Origin of the sequence: Geodermatophilus saharensis, from assembly GCF_900188205.1 — a bacterium.
Taxonomy (GTDB): Bacteria; Actinomycetota; Actinomycetes; order Mycobacteriales; family Geodermatophilaceae; genus Geodermatophilus; species Geodermatophilus saharensis.
The window spans coordinates 147,876-169,802 of record NZ_FZOH01000009.1; the positions used below are offsets into that span (position 1 = coordinate 147,876).

Below are 21,927 nucleotides of genomic sequence, written 5' to 3' on the forward strand. Positions count from 1 at the left end.
CCCTCAGTCCTCGAGCACCGCGAGGCCCGGGAGCTCCCGGCCCTCGAGGAACTCCAGCGACGCGCCGCCGCCGGTGCTGATGTGGCCGTAGGCCGCTTCGTCGAGCCCGAGCTGCCGGACCGCGGCCGCGGAGTCCCCGCCGCCGACCACCGACAGCCCGTCGACGGCGGCCACGGCCTCGGCCACGCCGCGCGTGCCGGCCTGGAACGGCGCGAGCTCGAACACGCCCATCGGCCCGTTCCAGAACACCGTGCGGGCGCCGCCCAGCTCGCGGCCGAAGAGCTCGACCGTGCGCGGCCCGACGTCCAGACCCATCTGGTCGCCGGGGATGGCGTCCACGCCGACCGTGGTGGTCGGGGCGTCGGCGCTGAACTCCGGCGCGACCACGACGTCGACCGGCAGCACGATGCGGTCGCCGGCCTCGGCGAGCAGCCGCCGGCAGGTGTCGACCTGGTCGGCCTCCAGCAGCGACGTGCCCACCCCGTGCCCCTGGGCGGCGAGGAAGGTGAAGCACATGCCGCCGCCGACCAGCAGCCGGTCGACCCTCGGCAGCAGCGCCTCGATGACGCCGAGCTTGTCGCTGACCTTCGAGCCGCCCAGGACGACGACGTAGGGCCGCGCGGGGTCGGTGGTGAGCCGGGTGAGCACGTCGCGCTCGGCGGCGACGAGCCGCCCGGCCGCGTGCGGCAGCCGCCGGGCGACGTCGTACACGGAGGCGTGCCTGCGGTGCACCGCGCCGAACGCGTCGTCGACGTAGACGTCGGCCAGCGCGGCCAGCCGGTCGGCCAGCTCGCCGCGCTCGGCGTCGTCCTTGCTGGTCTCGGCGGCCTCGAAGCGCACGTTCTCCAGCAGCAGGACGTCGCCGTCGCCGAGGGCCGCGGCCCGCGCCCGGGCGTCGTCGCCGGCGACGTCGGCGGCCAGCGGCACCTCCGCGTCGAGCAGCTCGCCGAGCCGGGCGGCCACCGGCGCCAGGGAGTACCGCGGGTCGGGCGCGCCCTTCGGCCGGCCCAGGTGCGCCGCGACGAGGACCCGGGCGCCGGCCTCCCGCAGCGCCTGCAGCGTGGGGAGGCTGGCCCGGATGCGCCCGTCGTCGGTGATCGTCTGCCCGTCGAGGGGGACGTTGAGGTCGGCGCGCAGGAGCACGCGCCGGCCGGTCACCCCCTCGGCGAGCAGGTCGTCGAGGGAGCGGGCCATCAGAGGGAGCGGCCGACGAGCTCGACGGAGTCGACGAGCCGGTTGGAGTAACCCCACTCGTTGTCGTACCAGCCGAGCACCTTGGCCATCGGGCCGAAGGTCTTGGTCAGCTTGCTGTCGTAGATGCACGACGCCGGGTCGGTGACGATGTCGGAGGACACGATCGGGGCGTCGGTGTACTTGAGGATGCCGGCGAGCGGGCCCGCGGCGGCCTCGCGGTAGGCGGCGTCGATCTCGTCGGCCGGCACCTCGCGGGTGAGCTGGACGGTGAGGTCGGTGGCCGAGCCGGTGGGCACCGGGACGCGGACGGCGTAGCCGTCGAGCTTGCCCTGCAGCTCGGGCAGCACCAGGCCGATCGCCTTGGCCGCGCCGGTGCTGGTCGGGACCATGTTGAGCGCGGCCGCGCGGGCGCGGCGGAGGTCCTTGTGCGGGCCGTCCTGCAGGTTCTGGTCGGCGGTGTAGGCGTGGATGGTGGTCATCAGGCCGCGCTCGATGCCGAAGGCGTCGTTGAGCACCTTGGCCAGCGGCGCGAGGCAGTTGGTGGTGCACGACGCGTTGCTGATGATCGTCTGCGAGCCGTCGTACTTCTCGTGGTTGACGCCCATGACGATGGTCAGGTCGTCGCCGGTGGCCGGCGCCGAGATGATCACCTTCTTGGCGCCGCCGGCGTCGACGTGCTTGCGGGCGTCGGCGGCCTTGGTGAAGAACCCGGTGGACTCGACGACGACGTCGACGCCCAGGTCGCCCCAGGGCAGCGCGGCCGGGTCGCGCTCGGAGAGCACCTTCATCGTGCTGCCGGCGATCTTGATGCCCTCGCCGTCGGCGGCGACGTCCTCGGACAGGACGCCCAGGATGCTGTCGTACTTCAGCAGGTGGGCGAGGACCTCGGGGCTGGTCAGGTCGTTGACCGCCACGATCTCGATGTCCTTGCCGCTGGCCGCGGCCGCCCGCCAGAAGTTGCGGCCGATCCGGCCGAACCCGTTGATACCCACCCGCACCGTCACTGCTGACCTCCACGGATCCGGGGCGCCGTCCGGCGCCGTCGCGTGCGTCGGCCGCGCGGGCGCGCGGCTTGCGTCGGCGACGACCCTATCGGCCCCGGCGGCAGCCGTCCGGGCGAGCCCTCAGCCGCCGGGGACCAGCTCGGCGACGTCGTCGGCCGCGGGGGCCGGGGCGGGGACGTCGGCGGCCGGTACGGGGGCGGCGGGGTCGGCGACGACGCGGTCGCGGCCGGTGGCCTTGGCGGTGTAGAGCGCGCGGTCGGCGGCCTCCAGCAGCGCCGGGGCGGAGGCGCCGTCGGCCGGGCAGACGGCCACGCCGATGCTGACGGTGACGCCGACGTCCTCGCCGTCGAGGGACTGCCGCTGCCCGGCGATCGCCCGGCGGACCTGCTCGGCCCGCTCGAGGGCCTGCTCGCGGCCCGCGCCCGGCAGCACCAGCACGAACTCCTCACCGCCGAGGCGCGCGGCGGTGTCGCCCTCGCGGACGGCGCCGGCGAGGGTCCGCGCGACCGCGGTGAGGACCCGGTCCCCCGCGGCGTGGCCGAGGCGGTCGTTGACGGACTTGAAGTGGTCGACGTCGACGAGCAGCACCGACAGCCGGCCGGTGCGCGGCCGCGAGGCCAGGTCGGCGCCGAGCGCGCGGTCGAGGTGGCGCCGGTTGTGCAGGCCGGTCAGCGGGTCGCGCACGGCCTCCTCGGCGAGCTCGGCGCGCAGCCGCTCGATGACCTCCACCTGCTCGGCGAGGCGGGCGTTGAGCGCCTCGATGGCGGCCTGCCGCTCCTGCTGCTCGGAGACGTCGCGGACGACGAGGATGCGCCCCAGCGGCCGGCCCCGCGGGTCGCTGACCGCCGAGTCGCGCACGTCGAGCCACAGGCCCGGCCGCACCTGCGCGACGCGGTGCCCGTCGCGGCGCTCGGTGCCGTCGAGGACGGCGACCGCCCGGGGGCCGGCGACGTCGGTCAGGGCCCGGCCCACGAGGTCGCCGCCGAGCTCGGGGCGCAGCCGCCGCAGCATCCGGGTCGCGGCGGGGTTGCAGTCGATGAGGACACCGCCGGGGTCGACGACGAGCACCGCGTCGGGGACGGTCTCGACCACCTGCTCCCGGGCGACCGGCACCATCCGCAGCAGGCCCACGCGGAAGATCGCCCAGCAGTCGACCAGCCCGGTGACCAGGAAGAACAGGGGGGTGACGTCGATGCCGCTGCCGTCGAGCTGGCTGCCGACCGACACGACGTTGCCGACGCTGGACACCAGCGCCGACGAGAGCAGGACCGCGATCTGCCGGCGGAAGACGCCCGCCGCGTGCCGGTACCGGCGGACCAGGTGGGCGTAGGCGACCACGACGAGGGCGTAGGAGTAGGCGGTGTGGGCCAGGAACAGCGGCCCGAAGGTCACCCGGCCCTCGCCCGCGCCGTCGGCCGGGGTCAGGCCGGACATCACCAGGTCACGCGTCGCCGGGAGCGTGGCGGTGACCACGAGCAGGACCGGCTCGACCGCCAGCAGCAGGGCCGCCCGGCGGCCGAGCCGCCAGGAGGGGTCGGACACGGTGCGGGCGAGGACGTAGGTGCCCACGACCACCAGCCCGACGGAGGCCAGCAGCAGCGGCGGGTAGGCCTCGACCACCCCGTCGGACCCGACGCCGTGGAGCAGCACGTCGGCGGCCGACCAGACGGCGACACCGGACATGGTGACCGCCAGCGCGGTGGCGGCGGGGGTGCGGGAGCGCCGGCTCCAGGCCAGCGCCGCCGTGCACGAGGCGACCAGCGCCGCGCACGCGAACACCAGCGCCCACTGCGCCGCGCTCATCCCGGGCCCCTCGCTGCGAGGGCGCGACCGACTGCGCGCCACTGGTGCGTGCATCGACGGCCGCCGCGCCCCCCTGGAGCCGGCCTCACCCGGCCGGGTGAACGCACCGGGGCGCCCTCCGCGACGGCGGAGGGCGCCCCGGGTGAGCGGATGGAACGGCCCCTCTGCAGGGTCCCGCCGCGAGCCTGCGAGCGGTGGGGGCGGAGGGGTCCTTCTGCTACTGGGCCAGCATGTCCTCGGTGACCACCGACTCGGTGTCGGGGATGCCGAGGTCCTTGGCCCGCTTGTCGGCCATGGCCAGCAGCCGCCTGATGCGGCCGGCGACGGCGTCCTTGGTCATCGGCGGGTCGGCGCGCTGGCCGAGCTCCTCCAGCGAGGCCTGCCCGTGCTCGAGGCGCAGCCGCCCGGCGACCAGCAGGTGCTCGGGGGCGTCGTCGGCGAGGATCTCCAGCGCCCGCTCGACCCGGGCCGAGGCGGCCACGGCCGCGCGTGCCGAGCGCCGCAGGTTGGCGTCGTCGAAGTTGGCCAGCCGGTTGGCGGTGGCGCGGACCTCGCGGCGCATCCGCCGCTCCTCCCAGGCCAGCACCGCGTCGTGGGCGCCCATCCGGGTGAGCAGTGCGCTGATCGCGTCGCCGTCGCGGACGACGACCCGGTCGGCGCCGCGCACCTCGCGGGCCTTGGCCGCGATGCCCAGCCGGCGGGCCGCGCCGACCAGCGCCATGGCCGCCTCGGGCCCGGGGCAGGTCACCTCGAGCGAGGACGAGCGGCCCGGCTCGGTGAGCGAGCCGTGGGCGAGGAAGGCGCCCCGCCACGCGGCCTCGGCGTCGTTGATGCTGCCGGACACGACCGACGGCGGCAGGCCGCGCACCGGGCGGCCGCGCTGGTCGACCAGGCCGGTCTGGCGGGCCAGGCCCTCGCCGTGCTTGGCGATCCGGACGAGGTAGCGCACGCCGCGGCGGATGTTGCCGCCGGCGAGCACGCTGACCCCGCTGGTGTAGCCGTAGACCTCGCTGATGTCCCGCCGCAGCCGGCGGGCGACCGAGCCGGTGTCCAGCTCGGCCTCGATCACCACGCGGCCGCCCACGATGTGCAGCCCCCCGGAGAAGCGGAGCAGCGCGGTGACCTCGGCCTTGCGCTCGGAGGTCCGCGTGCACTCCACCCGGGACAACTCGTCCTTGACCATGGCCGTCATCGCCACGACGACCACTCCTTCCGCTGCGGCGCCCTCATCGGCGTCACCTCTCCCCCTCGAACCGTCCGGGCACCACCGGTCCTGGTGCACCGGTTGCGACGTGTGTGCCCTCCCCCTGCCCGACCTCCGGCCGGCCCGCCGTCGGCGCCCCGGCCACCGGGGCCAGCGCCGCGGCCAGCCGGCCGGGGTCGTGCCGCGGGGACCCGCCGGACTCGGCCACCGGAGCGAGCACGAGCTCGGCGCCGCACTCGCGCACCGCTGACAGGAGACCACAGCGGTCAACCACCGAGTCCACATCCGCGATCACGGTGTGCAGCGCCACTCCGCCCAGATGGGCCTGCAGCACCCGCAGGTGCTCCTCCGGGGAGAACCCGTCGGTCTCCCCGGGCTGGGGCTCCAGGTTGAGCACGACGACCACGCGGGCACGGCTGGCGGCCAGCGCCTCCCGCAGGCGCGGCACCAGCAGGTGCGGCAGCACCGAGGTGTACCACGAGCCGGGACCGAGCGAGACGACGTCGGCGGCGGCGATGGCCTCGAGCACGTCGGGGTGCACCGGCGGGTCCGGCGGCGACACCAGGATCTCCCGGACCCGGCCGGGGGTGGAGGCGATGGCCACCTGCCCGCGGATGGTGCGGGTGCGCGCGGGGTCGTCGGGGTCGACGGTCTCCACGCGCGCGACGAGGTCGAGCGGGACGTCGGCCATCGGCAGCACCCGGCCGCGGGTGCGCAGCAGCGCGCAGACGGCGTCGAGCGCGCGCACGGTGTCCCCGCCGTGCAGCTCGACCAGCCCGGTGAGGACGAGGTTGCCCACCGGGTGGCCGGCGAGCGCGCCGGAGCCGCCGAGCCGGTGCTGCAGCAGCCGGGCCATCTCCTGGCGGCCGCCCTCGTCGTCGGCGAGGGCGGCCAGCGCCATGCGCAGGTCGCCGGGCGGCAGCACCGGCATCTCCCGGCGGATGCGGCCGGAGGAGCCGCCGTCGTCGGCCACGGTGACCACGGCGGTGAGGTCGGGGGTGATCCGGCGCCAGGCGGCCAGCGCGGCGGCCAGGCCGTGGCCCCCGCCGAACGCGACGACCTTCGGGCCGCCCACTACTCGCGGCCCAGGTCGCGGTGGCGCGCGACCGCGTCGATGCCGTCGGCGGCCAGCCGGCGGGCGAACTCCTCGGCGATGGCGACGCTGCGGTGCTTGCCGCCGGTGCAGCCGACCGCCAGCGTCAGGTAGCGCTTGCCCTCGCGCCGGTAGCCGGGGATGAGCAGCCGCAGCACCTCGGTGTAGCGGTCGAGGAAGGGCCCGGCGTCGTGCTGGCCGAGGACGTAGTCGCGCACGTCGGGGTCCTGCCCGGTGTGCGGCCGCAGCTCGGGCAGCCAGTGCGGGTTGGGCAGGAAGCGGGCGTCGACGACGAGGTCGGCGTCCAGCGGCAGGCCGTACTTGAAGCCGAAGCTGAGCACGGTCGCCGTCAGCGGCGGGGTGCGGCCCTCGCGGGCGAAGGCGTTCTCCAGGGTGGCGCGCAGCTGGTGGACGTTGAGGTCGCTGGTGTCCACCCACAGGTCGGCCTCGCCGGCGATGCCGGTGAGCAGCGCCCGCTCGGCGGTGATGCCGTCGATGAGCCGCCCGGAGCCCTGCAGCGGGTGCTCGCGCCGGTTGGACTCGTAGCGGCGCACCAGCACCTCGTCGCGGGCGTGCACGTACACCACCCGCGGGCGGTGCCCGGCCTCGGCGAGCACCCGGATGGCCTCCTGCAGGTCGCTGGAGAAGGCCCGGCTGCGGACGTCGACGACGGCGGCGAAGCGGCGCACGTCGCCGCGGGCGCCGAGCTCGACCATCGGCAGCAGCAGCGCCGGCGGCAGGTTCTCCACGACGTACCAGCCGAGGTCCTCCATCACCCGCCCGGCGCTGTTCTTGCCCGCGCCCGACAGGCCGGTGACGACGACGACCTCGACCGGCGGCGTCTCGGTGCTCGTGCCGTCGAGCCCGGCGGGGACGTCGGCCTGCGGGCCGGCCTGCCCCTCGCGCGCGGCCGACCCGGCGGTCGGGGCGTCGGGGCCGGTGCCGGTCATCCGGTCCCCGCTCACGAGGCGACCCGGCCGACCTCGGCGGTGGCGCCGGCGCCGGGGGTGGGCGTGCCCCGCTGCGCCGGGCCGGCCGGCGCCGTGGTGCTCTCCACGACCTGCTCGGCGGGACCCTCCCCCGCCGGCCCGGTGGGGGCCTCCGCGGGCTCGGCGACGGCGGCCAGCACCGCCTCGGCCGTGCGCCGGCCGATGCCGGGCACCGCCACGAGTTCCTCGACCGTGGCCGCGCGCAGCCGCTTGAGCGACCCGAACTGCTTCATCAGCGCCTTCCGCCGCGTCTCCCCGAGACCGGGGACGTCGTCCAGGAGAGAGACCAGCATGCTCACCGACCGCTTCTGCCGGTGGTAGGTGATCGCGAACCGGTGGGCCTCGTCGCGCACCCGCTGCAGCAGGTACAGCGCCTCGGAGGTGCGCGGCAGGACCACCGGGTCGGACTCGCCGGGCAGCCACACCTCCTCCATGCGCTTGGCCAGCCCGCAGACGGCGACGTCGACGACGCCGAGCTCGTCGAGGGAGCGCGCCGCCGCGGCCACCTGCGGGGCGCCGCCGTCGACGACGAGCAGGTTCGGCGGGTAGGCGAACCGGCGCGGCCGGCCCTCCTCCGCGGCGACCCCCTGCTCGTCGCGGCGGTCGGCCTCCTCCTTGAGGTGGCGGGCGAATCGGCGGCGCACCACCTCGGCCATGGCCGCGGTGTCGTCGGTGCCGTGCTGGACGGAGAAGCGCCGGTAGTCGGACTTCTTGGGCAGCCCGTCCTCGAAGACGACCATCGAGGCGACGACGTCGGTCTGCTGCACGTGCGAGACGTCGATGCACTCGATGCGCAGCGGCGCCTCGGGCAGCTCGAGGGCCTCCTGCAGCTCCGACAGCGCGAGCGAGCGGGCGGTGAGGTCGCTGGAGCGCTTGACCCGGTGGCGGGCGAAGGCCTCCTTGGCGTTGCGCTCGACGGTCTCCATGAGGCTGCGCTTGTCACCGCGCTGCGGCACCCGCAGCGACACCCGGGAGCCGCGCAGCTCGCCGAGCAGCTCCTCGTAGACGTCGGCGTCGTCGGGGAGCTCGGGGACGAGCACCTCCTTGGGCACCGCCTCGCCGCCCTCGGTGACGCCGGTGGCCTCGTCGACGCCGCCGTAGACCTGCAGCAGGAACTGCTCGACCAGCTCGCCGGTGGTGACCTCCTCGACCTTGTCGATGATCCAGCCGCGCTGGCCGCGGACCCGCCCGCCGCGGACGTGGAAGACCTGGACGGCGGCCTCGAGCTCGTCCTGGGCGAAGGCGACGACGTCGGCGTCGGTGCCGTCGCCGAGGACGACGGCCTGCTTCTCCATCGCGCGCTTGAGCGCGCCGAGGTCGTCGCGCAGCCGGGCGGCCTTCTCGTACTCCATGGCCTCGGCGGCCTCGGTCATCTCCCGCTCCAGCCGCTTGACCATGAGGTCGGTGCGGCCGGCCATGAAGTCGCAGAAGTCGTCGACGATCTGCCGGTGCTCCTCGGCGCTGACCCGGCCCACGCACGGCGCGGCGCACTTGCCGATGTAGCCGAGCAGGCAGGGCCGGCCGATCTGCCCGGCGCGCTTGAAGACGCCGTTGGAGCAGGTGCGGGCGGGGAAGACGCGGGTGAGGGTGTCGAGCGTCTCGCGGATGGCCCAGGCGTGGGCGTAGGGGCCGAAGTAGCGGACGCCCTTCTTCTTGGGCCCGCGCATGACCTGCAGCCGCGGGTACTCCTCGTTGAGCGTCACGGCCAGCGACGGGTAGCTCTTGTCGTCGCGGTACCGGACGTTGAACCGGGGGTCGAACTCCTTGATCCAGTTGTACTCGAGCTGGAGGGCCTCGACCTCGGTGCCGACGACGGTCCACTCGACGGCGGCCGCCGTCGTCACCATCTGGCGGGTGCGCGGGTGCAGGCCGGCGACGTCGGCGAAGTAGCTGTTCAGCCGCTGGCGGAGGTTTTTGGCCTTGCCGACGTAGACGACGCGGCCGTTGGGGTCGCGGAACTTGTAGACCCCCGGCGACTCGGGGATGGAGCCGACCGCCGGTCGGTACGTGGACGGGTCGGGCACGCATCCACACTAGGTGGGGAGGACGACGGTCCGCCCGTCTCCCGTCCCGGGAACCACACCGGTGGCATTCCGGCGGCCTCCACGGGCCCCCGGGGACCTCCGGCCCTGTCCCACGGGTCCGGGCACCGTCCTCGGCCGCGCGGGGGGCGGCCACCCGGGAGGAGCGCGGCCATGGGCACCCACGTCCGCACCGGCGGCCTCGACGTCCGGACCGAGCGGGTGGGCGGCGGCCCCGACGTCCTGCTGCTCGGGGGCGCCGCCGACACCGTCGGGTTGCCGGGGGTCAGCCGGCCGGCGTCATCTGGGCGATGCGCACCGAGTTGCCGAACGGGTCGCGCAGGCCGAAGTCGATGCCGTACGGCTGCACGACCGGCTCCTCGGGCAGCTCGACGCCCTTCGCCTTCAGCTCGGCGTGGGCCTTGTGCGCGTCGTCGGTGGTGAGGAACAGGTGCCCACCGCCGGCGCCCTTGGTGACCAGGTCGCGCACCGTGTCGGCGACCTCCGCGCTCACCGACGGCGGGGCGGGCCGCTCGAGCAGCACGGCGTGCCCGGGGTCGCTCGGCAGGGCGACGGTGAGGAAGCGCATCGGCCCGAACTGCTGGTCGGTCTGGACCTCGAAGCCCAGCTTGCCGACGTAGAAGTCCAGCGCCTGGTCCTGGTCCAGCACGTAGAGGGAGGTGATCGAGATCGAGGTCAGCATGCGCAGGACGCTAGGGGCCGCCACCGTCGGCGGGCTTCTCCGGAACTGCTGTCTTCTCGCTGGGCCGCAGCCAGCGCATCCCGAAGCACGAGGGCACCGGCGCCAGCGGCCCGCGCCGCCGGTAGGCGCTCGGCGGCTCGCCGACGATCTCGGTGAACACCCGGCTGAACGTGCCCAGGCTGGAGAAGCCGACCGCCAGGCAGACGTCGGTGACCGAGCGGTCGGTGCTGCGCAGCAGGAACATGGCCCGCTCCACCCGCCGTCGCCGCAGGTAGCTGTTGGGCGTCTCCCCGAAGGTGGCCCGGAAGGTGCGGCTGAAGTGCGCCGGCGAGACGTGCGCGATCCGGGCCAGCGCGGCGACGTCGAGCGGCTCGCCGTAGCTGCGGTCCATGGCGTCCCGGGCGCGCAGCATCCGCCGGTTGGAGTCCTCGCCGGCCCTGCTCACGGTGTCGTCCCCCTGGGACCCGGCGCCGTCAGGGCAGGTGGTCCTCGAGCCAGGAGAGCAGGTCGGTGGTCACCTCGTCGCGGTTGGTCTCGTTGAAGACCTCGTGCCGCGCGTCGGGGTAGACGTGCTGTTCGACCGGCAGGCCGCGCTCGCGCAGCAGCCCGGCGAGCGCGGTGACCTGGGCGGCGTCGTCCCCGCCGACCGGGTCGCGCTGTCCCGACAGGACCAGCACGGGCAGCCCGGCCGGCAGGCCGGCCACCGCCTCGGGACTCGCCACCCGGGCGGCGAGGGCGAACATCGCGGCGCCGTAGCCGTGGGTGGGCGGCACGTCGTCGCCGCAGAGCGGGTCGGCGAGGTAGGCGTCGACCTCGGCCGGGTCACGGCTGAGCCAGTCGTACGGCGTGCGGGCGGGCTCGAAGGCCGCGTTGAACCCGCTGAGGGCGTCCATCGGCTGCTCCCCCATGCCGCCCGCGACCGCGGCCGCCAGCTGCTCGGCCGCGGCGGCGAAGTGCGGGGCGACGCCGATGGGACCGGAGAGCACCAGCCCGTCGAGGTGGCCGCCGTCGCGCTCGGCCGAGGCCAGCGCCACGACCGAGCCCAGGGAGTGGCCGAGCAGGAACCGCGGGACGTCGGGGTGGTCGGCGGCCAGCCGGTCCCCGAGGTCGCGGACGTCGTCGAGGACGGCGTCGCTGGTGGCCGCGTGCCCGGCCGCGGGGTCGCCGAAGCGGCCGGGCCCGGTGGACCGCGCGGTGAGCCCGTGCCCGCGCTGGTCGAGCGCGGCGACGGCGAAGCCCCGGGCGGTGAGCGCGGACGCCAGCCGGCCGTAGCGGCCGGCGTGCTCGGAGAGCCCGTGCACGACCTGGACGGTGGCGCGGACCTCGCCGTCGGGCGTCCAGCGGCGCTCGGCCAGCCGCGCGCCGTCGGCGGCGGGGACGAAGGTGGGTTCGGTCATGGAGCAGGCCTCCTCGGACTCGTCGTCGGAGGTCAGCCTGCCCCACCCGGGTCAGCCGGTGGCGCGGGACCGGCTCAGCGCCGGAAGCGTCACCGCTGCGGCGGCCCGCTGGGCGAGCCGGACGACGCGGGCACCGAGCACGAGCGCCGCGACCAGCCCCACCCCGCCGGCCAGGACGGCGACGGTTCCGGGGACGGCGTCGCCCGTGACCGCCAGCGCGGCGACGGTCACCAGCGCGAGGAGGACGAGGGTGGAGCGCACGCCCCCGGACCTGTGCGCGGGCTTGCCGCAGTGGGACAGGTCGGGATCGCAGTCGGGCGTGAGCGCGCTCATCGGCGTCTCCTCCATCGCAGGACCCCGTCACGCCCGATCGACGGCGTGACGCCGGTCACAGCGACGATACGGGCCGGGGCCGGTTCTGCTCAAGGGGTGATCACCGGGCGGCTCGGACTCGCGGACGACACCGCTGTTCGCCTCTGAGCAGCGGTTTCCCTCCGCACACAGCATGATCGACCGCTTGTTAGAACATATGATCGATCCGTGACGGAGGTCCTGGCGGTCGCCCAGCCCCCGGTGGGCTGGGCGTCGGGGCCGCTGGGCGCGGTGCAGGCCGCCGACCGGGAGATCGGCCGGCAGACGGCGCTGCGGGCGCGGGCGATCGCTGCCTTTGCCGCGTCGCGGCCGGCGTCGGCCGATCGGCAGCCCGGTGAGGCGGGTGCGATGGCGGCGGAGCGGTGGGCTTCTCGGGCGGAGGTGCTGCGCCCGGTGAGCGAGTGGGCGACCTCCGAGCTGGCGATCGCGCTGAACGTGAGCACCCAGCGGGCGGAGGAGGAGCTGGTCCGCTCCCTCACGCTGGTGCACCGGCTGCCGCGGGTGCTGGCCGCGCTGCAGGCCGGGGGTGCTGCACGTCGGGCACCTGTGGTGCCTGCTCGAGCACGTGGCGCCGATCGCGGAGGACGCGCTGCGCGCCCGGGTGGAATCGGAGCTGCTCTCGTGGCTGGCCGGCCGGTCGGTGACCACCCCGGCGCAGCTGGGCGACAAGGTGCGCCGGATGGTGCTCGCCCACGCCGCCCGCGACGCCGCCCGCGACCTGGCCCGCGCCGTCCGCCGGCGCGGCGTGTCCGCCCGCCCGGACCGGGTGGACGGCATGTCGGTGGTGTCGGCGCTGCTGACCACGCCGGAGGCCGCCACGCTGCTCGCGGCGCTGGGCGCCTACGCCGACGCGCTGCCCGCCGACCCGGCCGATGGGCGCACCAGGGGGCAGGAGATGGCCGACTGCCTGCTGGAGCTGGTGCTGCGCCCCGGCGAGTGCGGGCTGCCGCCGGTGCAGGTGGCTCTCACCGTGGTCGCCCCGGCCGGGGCGCTGCTCGGCGGAGACGCCGCGTGCGAGATCGACGGGCAGGTGGTCCCCGCCGAGGTGGTCCGCGCGCTGCTCGCCGCCCTCACCGGCCACCGGATCGACGCCGCCACCGACACCGAGCCCACCGATCCGGGGCCCACCGGCACGGCGTCGACCGGCACGGCGCCGACCGGCACGGCGTGCACGTCCGCGGTTGTGTCCGAGGAGGAGGACTTCGCACGCTGGATGGAGGAGATGGAGCGCCGCATCCTGGCCGGGAAGTTCGACGCCGAACCGGCCCCCTGCTACCTCGACGAGGACGGACCACCACCCGACACCGGGCCCGACGACCCACCCCCGGACCGCCCTGTCTCGCCCGTCCCGGACGGGTGGTGGGCGCGCGCCGACCGCGCCGTCGACGACGCGAGCACCGCCCTGCTCACCCTCGACCGCGCCCTCGGCCACGCCCGCCGCCTGGTGGCCACCGCCGAGCGCGCCGACACCGCCGAGGAGACCACCTGGGCAGCCGGCCCCGCCGGCCGCGTCTCGGCCGCGCCCGACGCGCTGACCGCACTGGCCGCAGCCACCGATCAGGCCCGTGCCGACCTCGCCGGCCTGCTCGGCCGCACCGCCGGCGGCGGGTTGGCCGACCGGCCCCGCCTCGCCCTCACCGACACCCTCACCGGCGCCCTGCTGGCCCTCACCGACCTGCCCGCCCTGCGGCAGGCCGCCCGCGCCGGCACCGGCCTCGTCGCCCCCGGCGCCAGCCCCGGCTACCGGCCCGCCGCAGGCCTGGACCGGTACGTGCGCGCCCGCGACCGCTGCTGCCGCTTCATCGGCTGCCGCCACCCCGTCCCCCGCCGCGGCGAACTCGACCACCACACCCTCCGGCCCGCCGGGCCGACCACCGCGGCCAACCTGGCCGGCTACTGCACCGGCCACCACCGCCCCACCGCCCTACTGAGCGACGACGCCACCGGACCTTGAGAGGGACCAGCGGGAACCGCACGGCCTCCGGCGACGACCATGCACGTGAACACCCGTGCCCCTGGAGGTCCCGTGTCGCCGGCCGTCGCTCGCTCCCCCGCCCCACCGGCGCGCCTCCTGGCGACGGTGGTGCTCGTCCTGGGCCTCCTCCTGGCCGCGCCCGGCACCGCATCGGCGCACACCGCCTTGCGGGCCACCGAGCCGACGGCCGACACGAGCGTCACCACCGCCCCGCAGGCGGTGACGCTCACCTTCAGCGCCTCCGTGCTCGGCGGTGAGGTCACGGTGGCCGGGCCCGACGGCACGTCCGTGGGGTCCGGGCCGGTGGCGCACGACGGCGCCGTCCTCACCGCGCCGGTCACGCTGACCGCAGCGGGCCGGCACACCGTCACCTGGTCGGCGGTGTCCGACGACGGTCACACCCTGGAGGGCACCTTCGGGTTCGAGTTCGCCCCGGCCGCACCGATCCCGAGCAGCGCCGCACCGACCACCACCCCGCCGACCACCGCCCCGCCGACCACCGCCCCGCCGACCACCGCCCCGCCGACCACCGCCCCGCCGACACCCACGCCCGACGAGGCAGCCCCGGCCACCGGGACCGACACCGCGTCCGCGTCGTCCGACGACGGGGGCCTCCCCGGCTGGGTGCTCCCTGCCGTCGCGGTGGCCCTGCTCGCCGTCGGCGCGGTGGTCGTCCTCCGGCTCCGCCGCCGCGGCTGAGCCGCCGCAGCGCAGCCGAGGCCCGAGACGCGACGGCGCCGGCTCCGGGCACGTCCCGGGACCGGCGCCGTCGTGCAGGAGGCGTCAGCTGGCGCGCTTGCGGGTGGCCCGCTTCTTCGGGCCGGCCGCGGCGGCCTCGACCGCCGCGGGGTCGAGCAGCGGCACCAGGTAGCGGCCGGTGTGCGACTCGGGCACCGACGCCACGAACTCCGGCGGCCCCTCGGCCACCACCGTGCCGCCGCGGAACCCGCCCTCGGGACCCATGTCGATGAGCCAGTCGGCGCTCTTGATCACGTCGAGGTTGTGCTCGATGACGATGACCGAGTTGCCCTTGTCGACCAGGCCCTGCAGCACCAGCAGCAGCTTGCGGATGTCCTCGAAGTGCAGGCCGGTGGTCGGCTCGTCGAGGACGTACACGCTGCGGCCGTTGGACCGCTTCTGCAGCTCGCTGGCCAGCTTCACCCGCTGCGCCTCGCCGCCGGACAGCGTCGTCGCCGGCTGGCCGAGCCGCACGTAGCCCAGCCCGACGTCGGTGAGGGTGCGCAGGTAGCGCGAGATCGACGGGATCGCGGCGAAGAAGTCCGCGGCCTCCTCGATCGGCATGTCGAGGACCTCGGCGACCGTCTTGCCCTTGTAGTGCACCTCGAGGGTCTCCCGGTTGAACCGGGCGCCCTTGCACACCTCGCACGGGACGTAGACGTCCGGCAGGAAGTTCATCTCGATCTTGATGGTGCCGTCGCCGGAGCACGCCTCGCAGCGCCCGCCCTTGACGTTGAAGGAGAAGCGCCCCGGCTGGTAGCCGCGGATCTTGGCCTCCGACGTCTGCGCGAACAGCTTGCGGACCTGGTCCCAGACGCCGGTGTAGGTGGCCGGGTTGGACCGCGGCGTGCGCCCGATCGGCGACTGGTCGACGTGCACCACCTTGTCCAGGTGCTCCAGGCCGGTGACCGTACGGTGCCGCCCGGGCACCATGCGCGCCCGGTTGAGCTGGTTGGCCAGCACCGTGTAGAGGATGTCGTTCACCAGGCTGGACTTGCCCGACCCGGACACCCCGGTGACCCCGACCAGCAGGCCGAGCGGGAACGTCACGTCGACGCCCTTGAGGTTGTGCTCACGGGCGCCCTTGACCACCAGCTCGCGGCCGGGCTGCGGCTGCCGCCGCACCTTCGGCACGGTGATCTCCCGGCGGCCGGACAGGTACTGCCCGGTCATCGACCGCTCGCTGGCCAGCAGCTCCTCCACGGTGCCGCTGACGATCACCTCACCGCCGTGCTCGCCGGCGCCGGGGCCGATGTCGACCACCCAGTCGGCGGTCTTGATGGTGTCCTCGTCGTGCTCGACGACGATCAGCGTGTTGCCCATGTCGCGCAGCCGCACCAGCGTCTCGATCAGCCGGGTGTTGTCGCGCTGGTGCAGCCCGATCGAGGGCTCGTCGAGGACGTAGAGGACGCCGACCAGGCCCGAACCGATCTGGGTGGCCAGCCGGATCCGCTGCGCCTCACCACCGGCCAGCGTCGCGGCCGGCCGGTCGAGGGACAGGTAGTCCAGGCCGACGTCGACGAGGAACGACAGCCGCGCCTGGATCTCCTTCAGGACGCGGTCGGCGATCGCCCGCTCGCGCTCGCCGAGCTCCAGCGCGCGCAGCCAGTCGGCCGCCTCGCCGATCGACAGGCCGGTGACCTCGGCGATCGATCGGCCGTTGAGCTTGACGGCGAGGATCTCCGGCTTCAGCCGGGTGCCGTGGCAGACGGGACAGGGCACGTCGCGCATGTAGCCCTCGTACTTGTCCCGCATGTAGTCGCTGTCGGTGTCCTCGTGCCGCCGCTCGAGGAAGGGCAGCACGCCCTCGAACGCGGCGTAGTAGCTGCGCTCGCGGCCGTAGCGGTTCTTGTAGCGGACGTGCACCTGGTCCGGCGAGCCGTGCAGCACGGCCTTCTGTACCTTGGCCGGCAGCTTCTCCCACGGGGTGTCCATGGAGAAGCCGAGCTGGTCGGCGAGCCCGGACAGCAGCCGCTGGAAGTACTCGTTGCTCATCGACCCGGCCCACGGGGCGACCGCACCCTCGGCGAGGCTCTTCTCCGGGTCGGGGACGACCAGGTCGGGGTCGACCTCCTTGCGGGTGCCGATGCCGGTGCACTCGGGGCAGGCGCCGAACGGCGAGTTGAACGAGAAGCTGCGCGGCTCGAGCGCCTCGAACGACAGGCCGTCGTCGACGCAGGCCAGGTGCTCGGAGAAGGTTCGCTCGCGCTCGGGGTCGCCCTCGGGCAGGTCGACGAAGTCGAGGACCACCAGGCCGCCGGCCAGGCCGAGCGCCGTCTCGACCGAGTCGGTGAGGCGGCGCTTCGCGCTCTCCTTCACCGTCAGCCGGTCGACGATGACCTCGATGGTGTGCTTCTCCTGCTTCTTCAGCTTCGGCGGCTCGGTCAGCGGGTGCACCGTGCCGTCGACCCGGACCCGGGAGAAGCCCTGGGTCTGCAGCGAGCTGAACAGGTCGACGTACTCCCCCTTGCGGGCGCGCACGACCGGGGCGAGCACCTGGAAGCGGGTGCCCTCCTCCATCGCCAGCACCTGGTCGACGATCTGCTGCGGCGTCTGCCGCGAGATCGGCTTGCCGCAGTTGGGGCAGTGCGGCTGGCCGGCGCGGGCGTAGAGCAGCCGCAGGTAGTCGTAGACCTCGGTGATCGTGCCGACGGTCGAGCGCGGGTTGCGGTTGGTCGACTTCTGGTCGATCGACACCGCCGGGGACAGGCCCTCGATGAAGTCGACGTCGGGCTTGTCCATCTGGCCGAGGAACTGGCGGGCGTAGGCCGACAGCGACTCGACGTAGCGCCGCTGGCCCTCGGCGAAGATCGTGTCGAAGGCCAGGCTCGACTTGCCCGACCCGGACAGCCCGGTGAAGACGATCAGGGCGTCGCGGGGCAGGTCGAGGTGGACGTCCTTGAGGTTGTGCTCACGGGCGCCGCGGACGACGAGACGGTCCAATGTGATCCCTGTCGGTCAGCCGGGCCGGCCGGTCTCGCCGGGCCCTGCATGGTGATGTGGTGGCAGTGTCGAGATGTCGATACGGGCAACGCCGTCACTGCCCGGGCGCAATCCGTGACGACGGCGACGTTGCCGTCTGCTGCGGGTGTGCTCAGACGGGAGCCGGCGACGGCGCTCCGGCGGGGTCGAAGACCGGCGCGTGCCGCCGCCAGGGCTGCCGGCGCTCCAGCTCTCCGGCCAGCCAGAGTAGTCGCGTCTCGCTGCCCGGGGGGCCGACCAGCTGGACGGCCACCGGCACCCCCTCGGGCCGGGTCCCCACCGGCACGACGGCGGCGGGGAACCCGGCCAGGTTCCACGGCGAGGCCCACGGGCCCCAGCGGGCGCCGGCCGTGACGTTGGCCCACACACCGCGCTCGTGCCAGGGCCGCGCCGGCAGCGGCGGGCCGTTGGTGATGGGGCTGAGCAGCACGTCGAGGTCGTGCTCGGCGAAGAACGCCGCCGTCCGCGCCCGGAACCGCTCGGCCGTGGCCGGCCGGACCAGGCCGGCGCGCCGGGCCAGCCGGCCGAGGCGGGCGTGACCACGGCTGCGCGGCTGCAGCGCCGCGTGGTCGAGCCCGAGCGCGGCGGCGTCGTCGTGCGCACCGGCGAACCAGCGGGCGAGGCCGCCGACCGCCGCGTCGAGCGGCACCACCGGCTCGCGCTCGACCACGACGTGACCGGCGCCGCGCAGCAGCCGCGCCGTCCGCTCCACCGCGGCGCGGGCCGGGCCGTCGGGGCGGGCGCCGGGGACCGGAGACCGGCGGGCGACGGCGACGCGCAGCGGCCGGCCCGGGTCGGGCGGGGCGGCCGGCAACTGCCCAGCGAGCACGGCGGTGCCGAGCGCGAGGTCGGCGACGGTGGTGGCCAGCACGCCGTTCTCGACCATGCCGTCCCAGTCGAGCGGCAGGGTGGGCACCAGCCCGCGGCCGGGCTTGAGCGTGACCAGCCCGCAGGCGGCGGCCGGCAGCCGCAGGGAGCCCATCCCGTCGTTGCCCAGGGCCAGCGGCACGACGCCGGCGGCGACGGCGGCCGCGCTGCCGCCGGAGCTCCCGGCGGGCGACAGGGCGGTGTCCCACGGGTTGCGGGTGACGGTGCCCGGCCCGTCGGTGGCGGCGTAGAGGCACAGCTCGGGCACCCGGGTGACGCCGACGACGACGGCCCCGGCGGCGCGCAGCCGGGCGACGACCTCGTGGTCGGCCACGGCCTCCACCCCGGGGTGGTCGGCGCAGCCGTCGGTGACCGTCTCGCCGGCGACGGCCAGGTTGTCCTTCACCGCCACCGGGACGCCGGCCAGCGAGAGGGACGCGCGGTCGGGCCGGGCGTCGACCGCCGCCGCCTCGGCCAGGGCCGCCTGCTCGCGGACCACGCGGAACGCGCCGATCCGCGGCTCGACGTCGGCGAGGTGGGCCAGGTGCGCGCGGACCACCTCGACGGCGGAGACCTCGCCGGAGCGGACCCGCGCGGCGATCTCGGTGGCGGGCAGACCGACGACCCGGCCGCCGCCGGGACCTCCGCTAGCGTCCATGGGCGCGACCGTAACCGCGATCGCCGACACTTCTCGAACGGAGGCCCGATGACCTACACCGGCGACGTCGAGGTGGGTGGCCCGGCCGACGTGCGGGAGCTGCCCGGCCTCGTGATCAGCAAGGTCGCGGTCAGCGAGATGGCCAACAACGCCTACCTGCTGCGCTGCACCGCCACCGGGCAGGCGCTGCTCGTCGACGCCGCGGCCGAGCCGGAGACGCTGCGCGCGCTGATCGGCGACGCCGACCTGCGCACCGTCGTCACCACGCACGGGCACTGGGACCACCACCGCGCGCTGCCCGACGTCGTCGCGGCCACCGGGGCGCGGACGGTGGCGCACGCCGCCGACGCCGGCGACCTCCCGGTGCCGGTCGACCGCACCGTGGCCCACGGCGACACCGTCGAGGTCGGTGAGCAGGCGCTCGAGGTGGTGCACCTGCGCGGGCACACGCCCGGCAGCATCACGCTGGTCTGGCGCGGCCCGGGCGACGCCGGCACGCACGCCTTCACCGGCGACAGCCTCTTCCCCGGCGGGGTCGGGAAGACCTGGTCGCCGGAGGACTTCAGCAGCCTGATCGACGACGTCGAGCAGCGGCTCTTCGGCGCCCTGCCCGACGACACCTGGGTCTATCCCGGCCACGGGAAGGACACGACGCTGGGCGCCGAGCGCCCGTCGCTGCCGGAGTGGCGCGCCCGGGGCTGGTGAGCGCTACCGCGTCCGCACCCGGTACTCCAGGCACCACGACTGCGCCAGTCCCACGCCCGGCGTCCGGTGGCCCTCGACCTCGACGCCGGATGTGTCCTCAGTGGCCTCGGCACCGGCAGGAGGTGGCGTGACCGCTACTTCCGGCGGTTCGGGTCGATCTTCCGCAGCCCGCCCATGATCTCCAGCTGTCCCCGCGTGACCGGCCCGTCGTCAGGCTCTCGCCACACCGTGTACCGATCCACCAGGTCCCAGTAGACCCGGATCTCCTCGGCCGCGTCGCGCATGGCCTGCCGGTCGGCGTCGGTGAAGTAGTGGAACGGCATGCGCCGAGGCTCCTCGGCCCGGTGACCGGGCGCAACGGAGCCCGGGAGGGCGCGGTGGACCCGGGAGCGGTCCAGCCGCCGACCCGACGCTCAGAGCTGGATGCCGCGGGTGAGGGCGCCGTCGACGACGAGGTTGGTGCCGGTCGTGAAGCTCGACGCCGGGCTGGACAGGAAGACCACGGCGCGGGCCATCTCCTCCGCCGTCCCCATGCGGCCGGTGGGGTTGAGCGCCAGCGACGAGGCGAACAGCTCCGGGTTCCCGTTCTCGATGCCCTGCCAGAAGCCGCCCTCGAAGTACGTGTTGCCCGGCGAGACGACGTTGGCGCGCACCCCCCGCCCGGCCAGCTGGAACGCCAGCCCGGAGACGTAGCCGACGATCGCCGTCTTCATCGTCCCGTAGGGGCCGGCGGCGAAGTCGGCCTCGCGCCCGGAGACGCTGGAGACCGCGACGATCGACCCGTTCGGGCTGGCCTCCAGGTGCGGCAGCGCGGCGGTGGCCAGCCGGACGGTGTGCATGAGGTCGACCTCGAAGGAGGCGTACCAGTTCTCCTCCCCCGGCCCGGCCGCCAGCGCGCTGACGTTGGCGACGACGGCGTCGAGCCCGCCGAGCCGGCCGGCGGCGGCCTCGACCCAGCCGGTCAGGGCCGGCCCGTCCCGGACGTCGAGCCGCACGCCGGTCGCCCGGCCGCCGCGCTCGGCGACCGCCTTCTGCGTCGCCTCGATCTCCGCGGCGTCGCGGGCGCAGAACTCCACGACGGCGCCCTCGTCGACGAAGCTGTCAACGATCGCGCGGCCGATCCCGCGGGTGCCGCCGGTGACGAGCACGCGGGAGCCGGTGAGCTGCAGGTCCATGGGGTCCTCCCGGTCAGAGCAGGGACGCCGCGCGGCGGCGGAGGTCGTCGTGCAGCCCGTCGTAGGCGGCGGCGCGGGGCAGCAGCGACTTGCGGGCCTTCACCACGGTGCTGTAGTTCGCGTCGACCACGTTCGCGATCGGCACCTCGGTGATCTGGGACAGCAGCTGGTAGGCGTCCATCGGGTGCAGCCCGTACAGCTCGCCGAACCACCGCACCAGCTCGACCTGCCCGATCCGCCAGGCGTCCTCGAGCGGCCGGCTCGACCCGACGGTCATCCAGTGCGTGTCGTCCTCCAGGCGCGGCCACAGCGGCGCCCCGCCCTTCACCAGCTCCACGACCAGCGTGGTGGTCATCGCGCCCTCGACGGCGGTGCCGCACGCCTCGCCCTCGCCCTGGCGGTAGTGCCCGTCGCCGATCGAGAACAGCGCCCCCTCGACGTTGACGCCGAGGAAGCAGGTGGTGCCGGGCCGCATCTGCGGGGAGTCCATGTTGCCGCCGAAGCGCTCGGGCACCAGCGAGCTGCGCACCTCGCCGCCCGGCGGGGCGACCCCGACCGTGCCCAGCATCGGCGCCACCGGCAGCGCCACCTGCAGCTCGCTGTGCCGCGCGGCGAAGGTCACCGTGTTCGCCGCCCGGTCGAGCTCGTAGATCCAGGTCGTGTCCGGCAGCGGCTCCTGCAGGGTCGCCGTCCGGTCGGTGCTGGTGAGCCCGCCGAAGAACGGGATCGCCGCGGAGGCGCCCCAGTCGCGCGCCGGCTCCATCGCGACGAAGTGCAGCGCCAGGGTGTCCCCCGGCTCGGCGCCCTCGACGTGGAAGGGGCCGGTCTGCGGGTTCACGAACCGCAGGTCGACCTTCTCCGCGGACAGGTCGGTCGGCTTCTGCAGCGCGCCGCAGAACGCGTCGTCGGACCAGACCCGCAGCGCCGTGCCGGGCCTGATCCGCATCAGGGGAGCGACGCCGCCGAAGGTGAACGCGTACTGCTCGAACCGGGGAACGACCTCGACGACGTCCATCGCCGCACCCTAGGAACTCGCAGGTGGGCAGG

Annotated in this window: 19 protein-coding genes; 3 read left to right on the forward strand and 16 right to left on the reverse strand. The window is 75.2% G+C overall.

Annotated features, from left to right (window positions below):
- Positions 1-3: 3 nt before the first annotated feature.
- The 11 genes from CHC04_RS19810 to CHC04_RS19860 form a co-directional block, all read right to left on the reverse strand.
- A complete protein-coding gene (locus tag CHC04_RS19810) occupies positions 4-1,194 on the reverse strand; it encodes a phosphoglycerate kinase (protein ID WP_281252258.1) in 1,191 nt (396 codons plus the stop codon).
- Entirely contained in the window at positions 1,194-2,198 is a 1,005-nt protein-coding gene (gene gap, locus CHC04_RS19815) for a type I glyceraldehyde-3-phosphate dehydrogenase (RefSeq protein WP_089405668.1), read from the reverse strand. The genes CHC04_RS19810 and gap overlap by 1 nt, the downstream gene beginning before the upstream one ends.
- 120 nt (positions 2,199-2,318) lie before the next feature.
- Positions 2,319-4,001 carry a GGDEF domain-containing protein gene (locus CHC04_RS19820; protein WP_176450108.1) on the reverse strand — a complete coding sequence of 561 codons (1,683 nt, stop codon included), beginning with the start codon at positions 3,999-4,001 and terminating at the stop codon, positions 2,319-2,321.
- Between the two features lie 217 nt (positions 4,002-4,218).
- Positions 4,219-5,193, reverse strand: a complete 975-nt coding sequence (whiA, locus tag CHC04_RS19825) for a DNA-binding protein WhiA (protein ID WP_204263308.1) — start codon at positions 5,191-5,193, stop codon at positions 4,219-4,221.
- Between the two features lie 43 nt (positions 5,194-5,236).
- Positions 5,237-6,280: a gluconeogenesis factor YvcK family protein gene (locus CHC04_RS19830; RefSeq protein ID WP_089405670.1), complete on the reverse strand. Its 1,044-nt coding sequence runs from the start codon at positions 6,278-6,280 to the stop codon at positions 5,237-5,239.
- A complete protein-coding gene (gene rapZ / locus CHC04_RS19835) occupies positions 6,280-7,263 on the reverse strand; it encodes an RNase adapter RapZ (RefSeq protein WP_245817527.1) in 984 nt (327 codons plus the stop codon). Before rapZ ends, CHC04_RS19830 begins: the two co-directional genes overlap by 1 nt.
- Complete coding sequence (gene uvrC / locus CHC04_RS19840; protein WP_089405671.1) at positions 7,260-9,311, reverse strand: excinuclease ABC subunit UvrC; 2,052 nt, start codon at positions 9,309-9,311, stop codon at positions 7,260-7,262. Before uvrC ends, rapZ begins: the two co-directional genes overlap by 4 nt.
- 283 nt (positions 9,312-9,594) lie before the next feature.
- Complete coding sequence (locus CHC04_RS19845) at positions 9,595-10,011, reverse strand: VOC family protein (protein WP_089405751.1); 417 nt, start codon at positions 10,009-10,011, stop codon at positions 9,595-9,597.
- Positions 10,012-10,021: 10 nt separating this feature from the next.
- Positions 10,022-10,456, reverse strand: coding sequence for a helix-turn-helix domain-containing protein (locus CHC04_RS19850; protein ID WP_217897463.1), 435 nt, complete (start codon positions 10,454-10,456; stop codon positions 10,022-10,024).
- Positions 10,457-10,484: 28 nt separating this feature from the next.
- On the reverse strand, positions 10,485-11,408 hold the full coding sequence (locus CHC04_RS19855) for an alpha/beta fold hydrolase (protein WP_089405672.1): 924 nt from the start codon (positions 11,406-11,408) through the stop codon (positions 10,485-10,487).
- Between the two features lie 51 nt (positions 11,409-11,459).
- Entirely contained in the window at positions 11,460-11,741 is a 282-nt protein-coding gene (locus CHC04_RS19860) for a hypothetical protein (RefSeq protein WP_089405673.1), read from the reverse strand.
- 565 nt (positions 11,742-12,306) lie between these two features.
- On the opposite strand from CHC04_RS19860, the gene CHC04_RS25380 reads away from it, so the two are divergent.
- Together CHC04_RS25380 and CHC04_RS19870 are read left to right on the forward strand one after the other, a co-directional pair.
- Entirely contained in the window at positions 12,307-13,734 is a 1,428-nt protein-coding gene (locus tag CHC04_RS25380; protein ID WP_089405674.1) for a DUF222 domain-containing protein, read from the forward strand.
- 72 nt (positions 13,735-13,806) lie between these two features.
- A complete protein-coding gene (locus CHC04_RS19870; RefSeq protein ID WP_176450109.1) occupies positions 13,807-14,454 on the forward strand; it encodes a copper resistance CopC family protein in 648 nt (215 codons plus the stop codon).
- Positions 14,455-14,538: 84 nt separating this feature from the next.
- On the opposite strand, the gene uvrA is transcribed toward CHC04_RS19870, so the two are convergent.
- Together uvrA and CHC04_RS19880 are read right to left on the reverse strand one after the other, a co-directional pair.
- Positions 14,539-17,436 (reverse strand): excinuclease ABC subunit UvrA, encoded by a 2,898-nt coding sequence (gene uvrA, locus CHC04_RS19875; RefSeq protein WP_089405676.1) that lies wholly within the window; start codon positions 17,434-17,436, stop codon positions 14,539-14,541.
- A 151-nt stretch (positions 17,437-17,587) separates the two neighbouring features.
- Positions 17,588-19,000 (reverse strand): amidase, encoded by a 1,413-nt coding sequence (locus tag CHC04_RS19880; RefSeq protein ID WP_089405677.1) that lies wholly within the window; start codon positions 18,998-19,000, stop codon positions 17,588-17,590.
- 48 nt (positions 19,001-19,048) lie between these two features.
- On the opposite strand from CHC04_RS19880, the gene CHC04_RS19885 reads away from it, so the two are divergent.
- Positions 19,049-19,705, forward strand: a complete 657-nt coding sequence (locus CHC04_RS19885; RefSeq protein WP_089405678.1) for an MBL fold metallo-hydrolase — start codon at positions 19,049-19,051, stop codon at positions 19,703-19,705.
- A 134-nt stretch (positions 19,706-19,839) separates the two neighbouring features.
- On the opposite strand, the gene CHC04_RS19890 is transcribed toward CHC04_RS19885, so the two are convergent.
- From CHC04_RS19890 to CHC04_RS19900, 3 genes are all read right to left on the reverse strand, one after another.
- Positions 19,840-20,028: a hypothetical protein gene (locus CHC04_RS19890; protein WP_089405679.1), complete on the reverse strand. Its 189-nt coding sequence runs from the start codon at positions 20,026-20,028 to the stop codon at positions 19,840-19,842.
- Positions 20,029-20,118: 90 nt separating this feature from the next.
- Entirely contained in the window at positions 20,119-20,880 is a 762-nt protein-coding gene (locus CHC04_RS19895; protein ID WP_089405680.1) for an SDR family NAD(P)-dependent oxidoreductase, read from the reverse strand.
- A gap of 13 nt (positions 20,881-20,893) precedes the next feature.
- A complete protein-coding gene (locus CHC04_RS19900; protein WP_089405681.1) occupies positions 20,894-21,895 on the reverse strand; it encodes an acetamidase/formamidase family protein in 1,002 nt (333 codons plus the stop codon).
- Positions 21,896-21,927 lie beyond the last annotated feature (32 nt).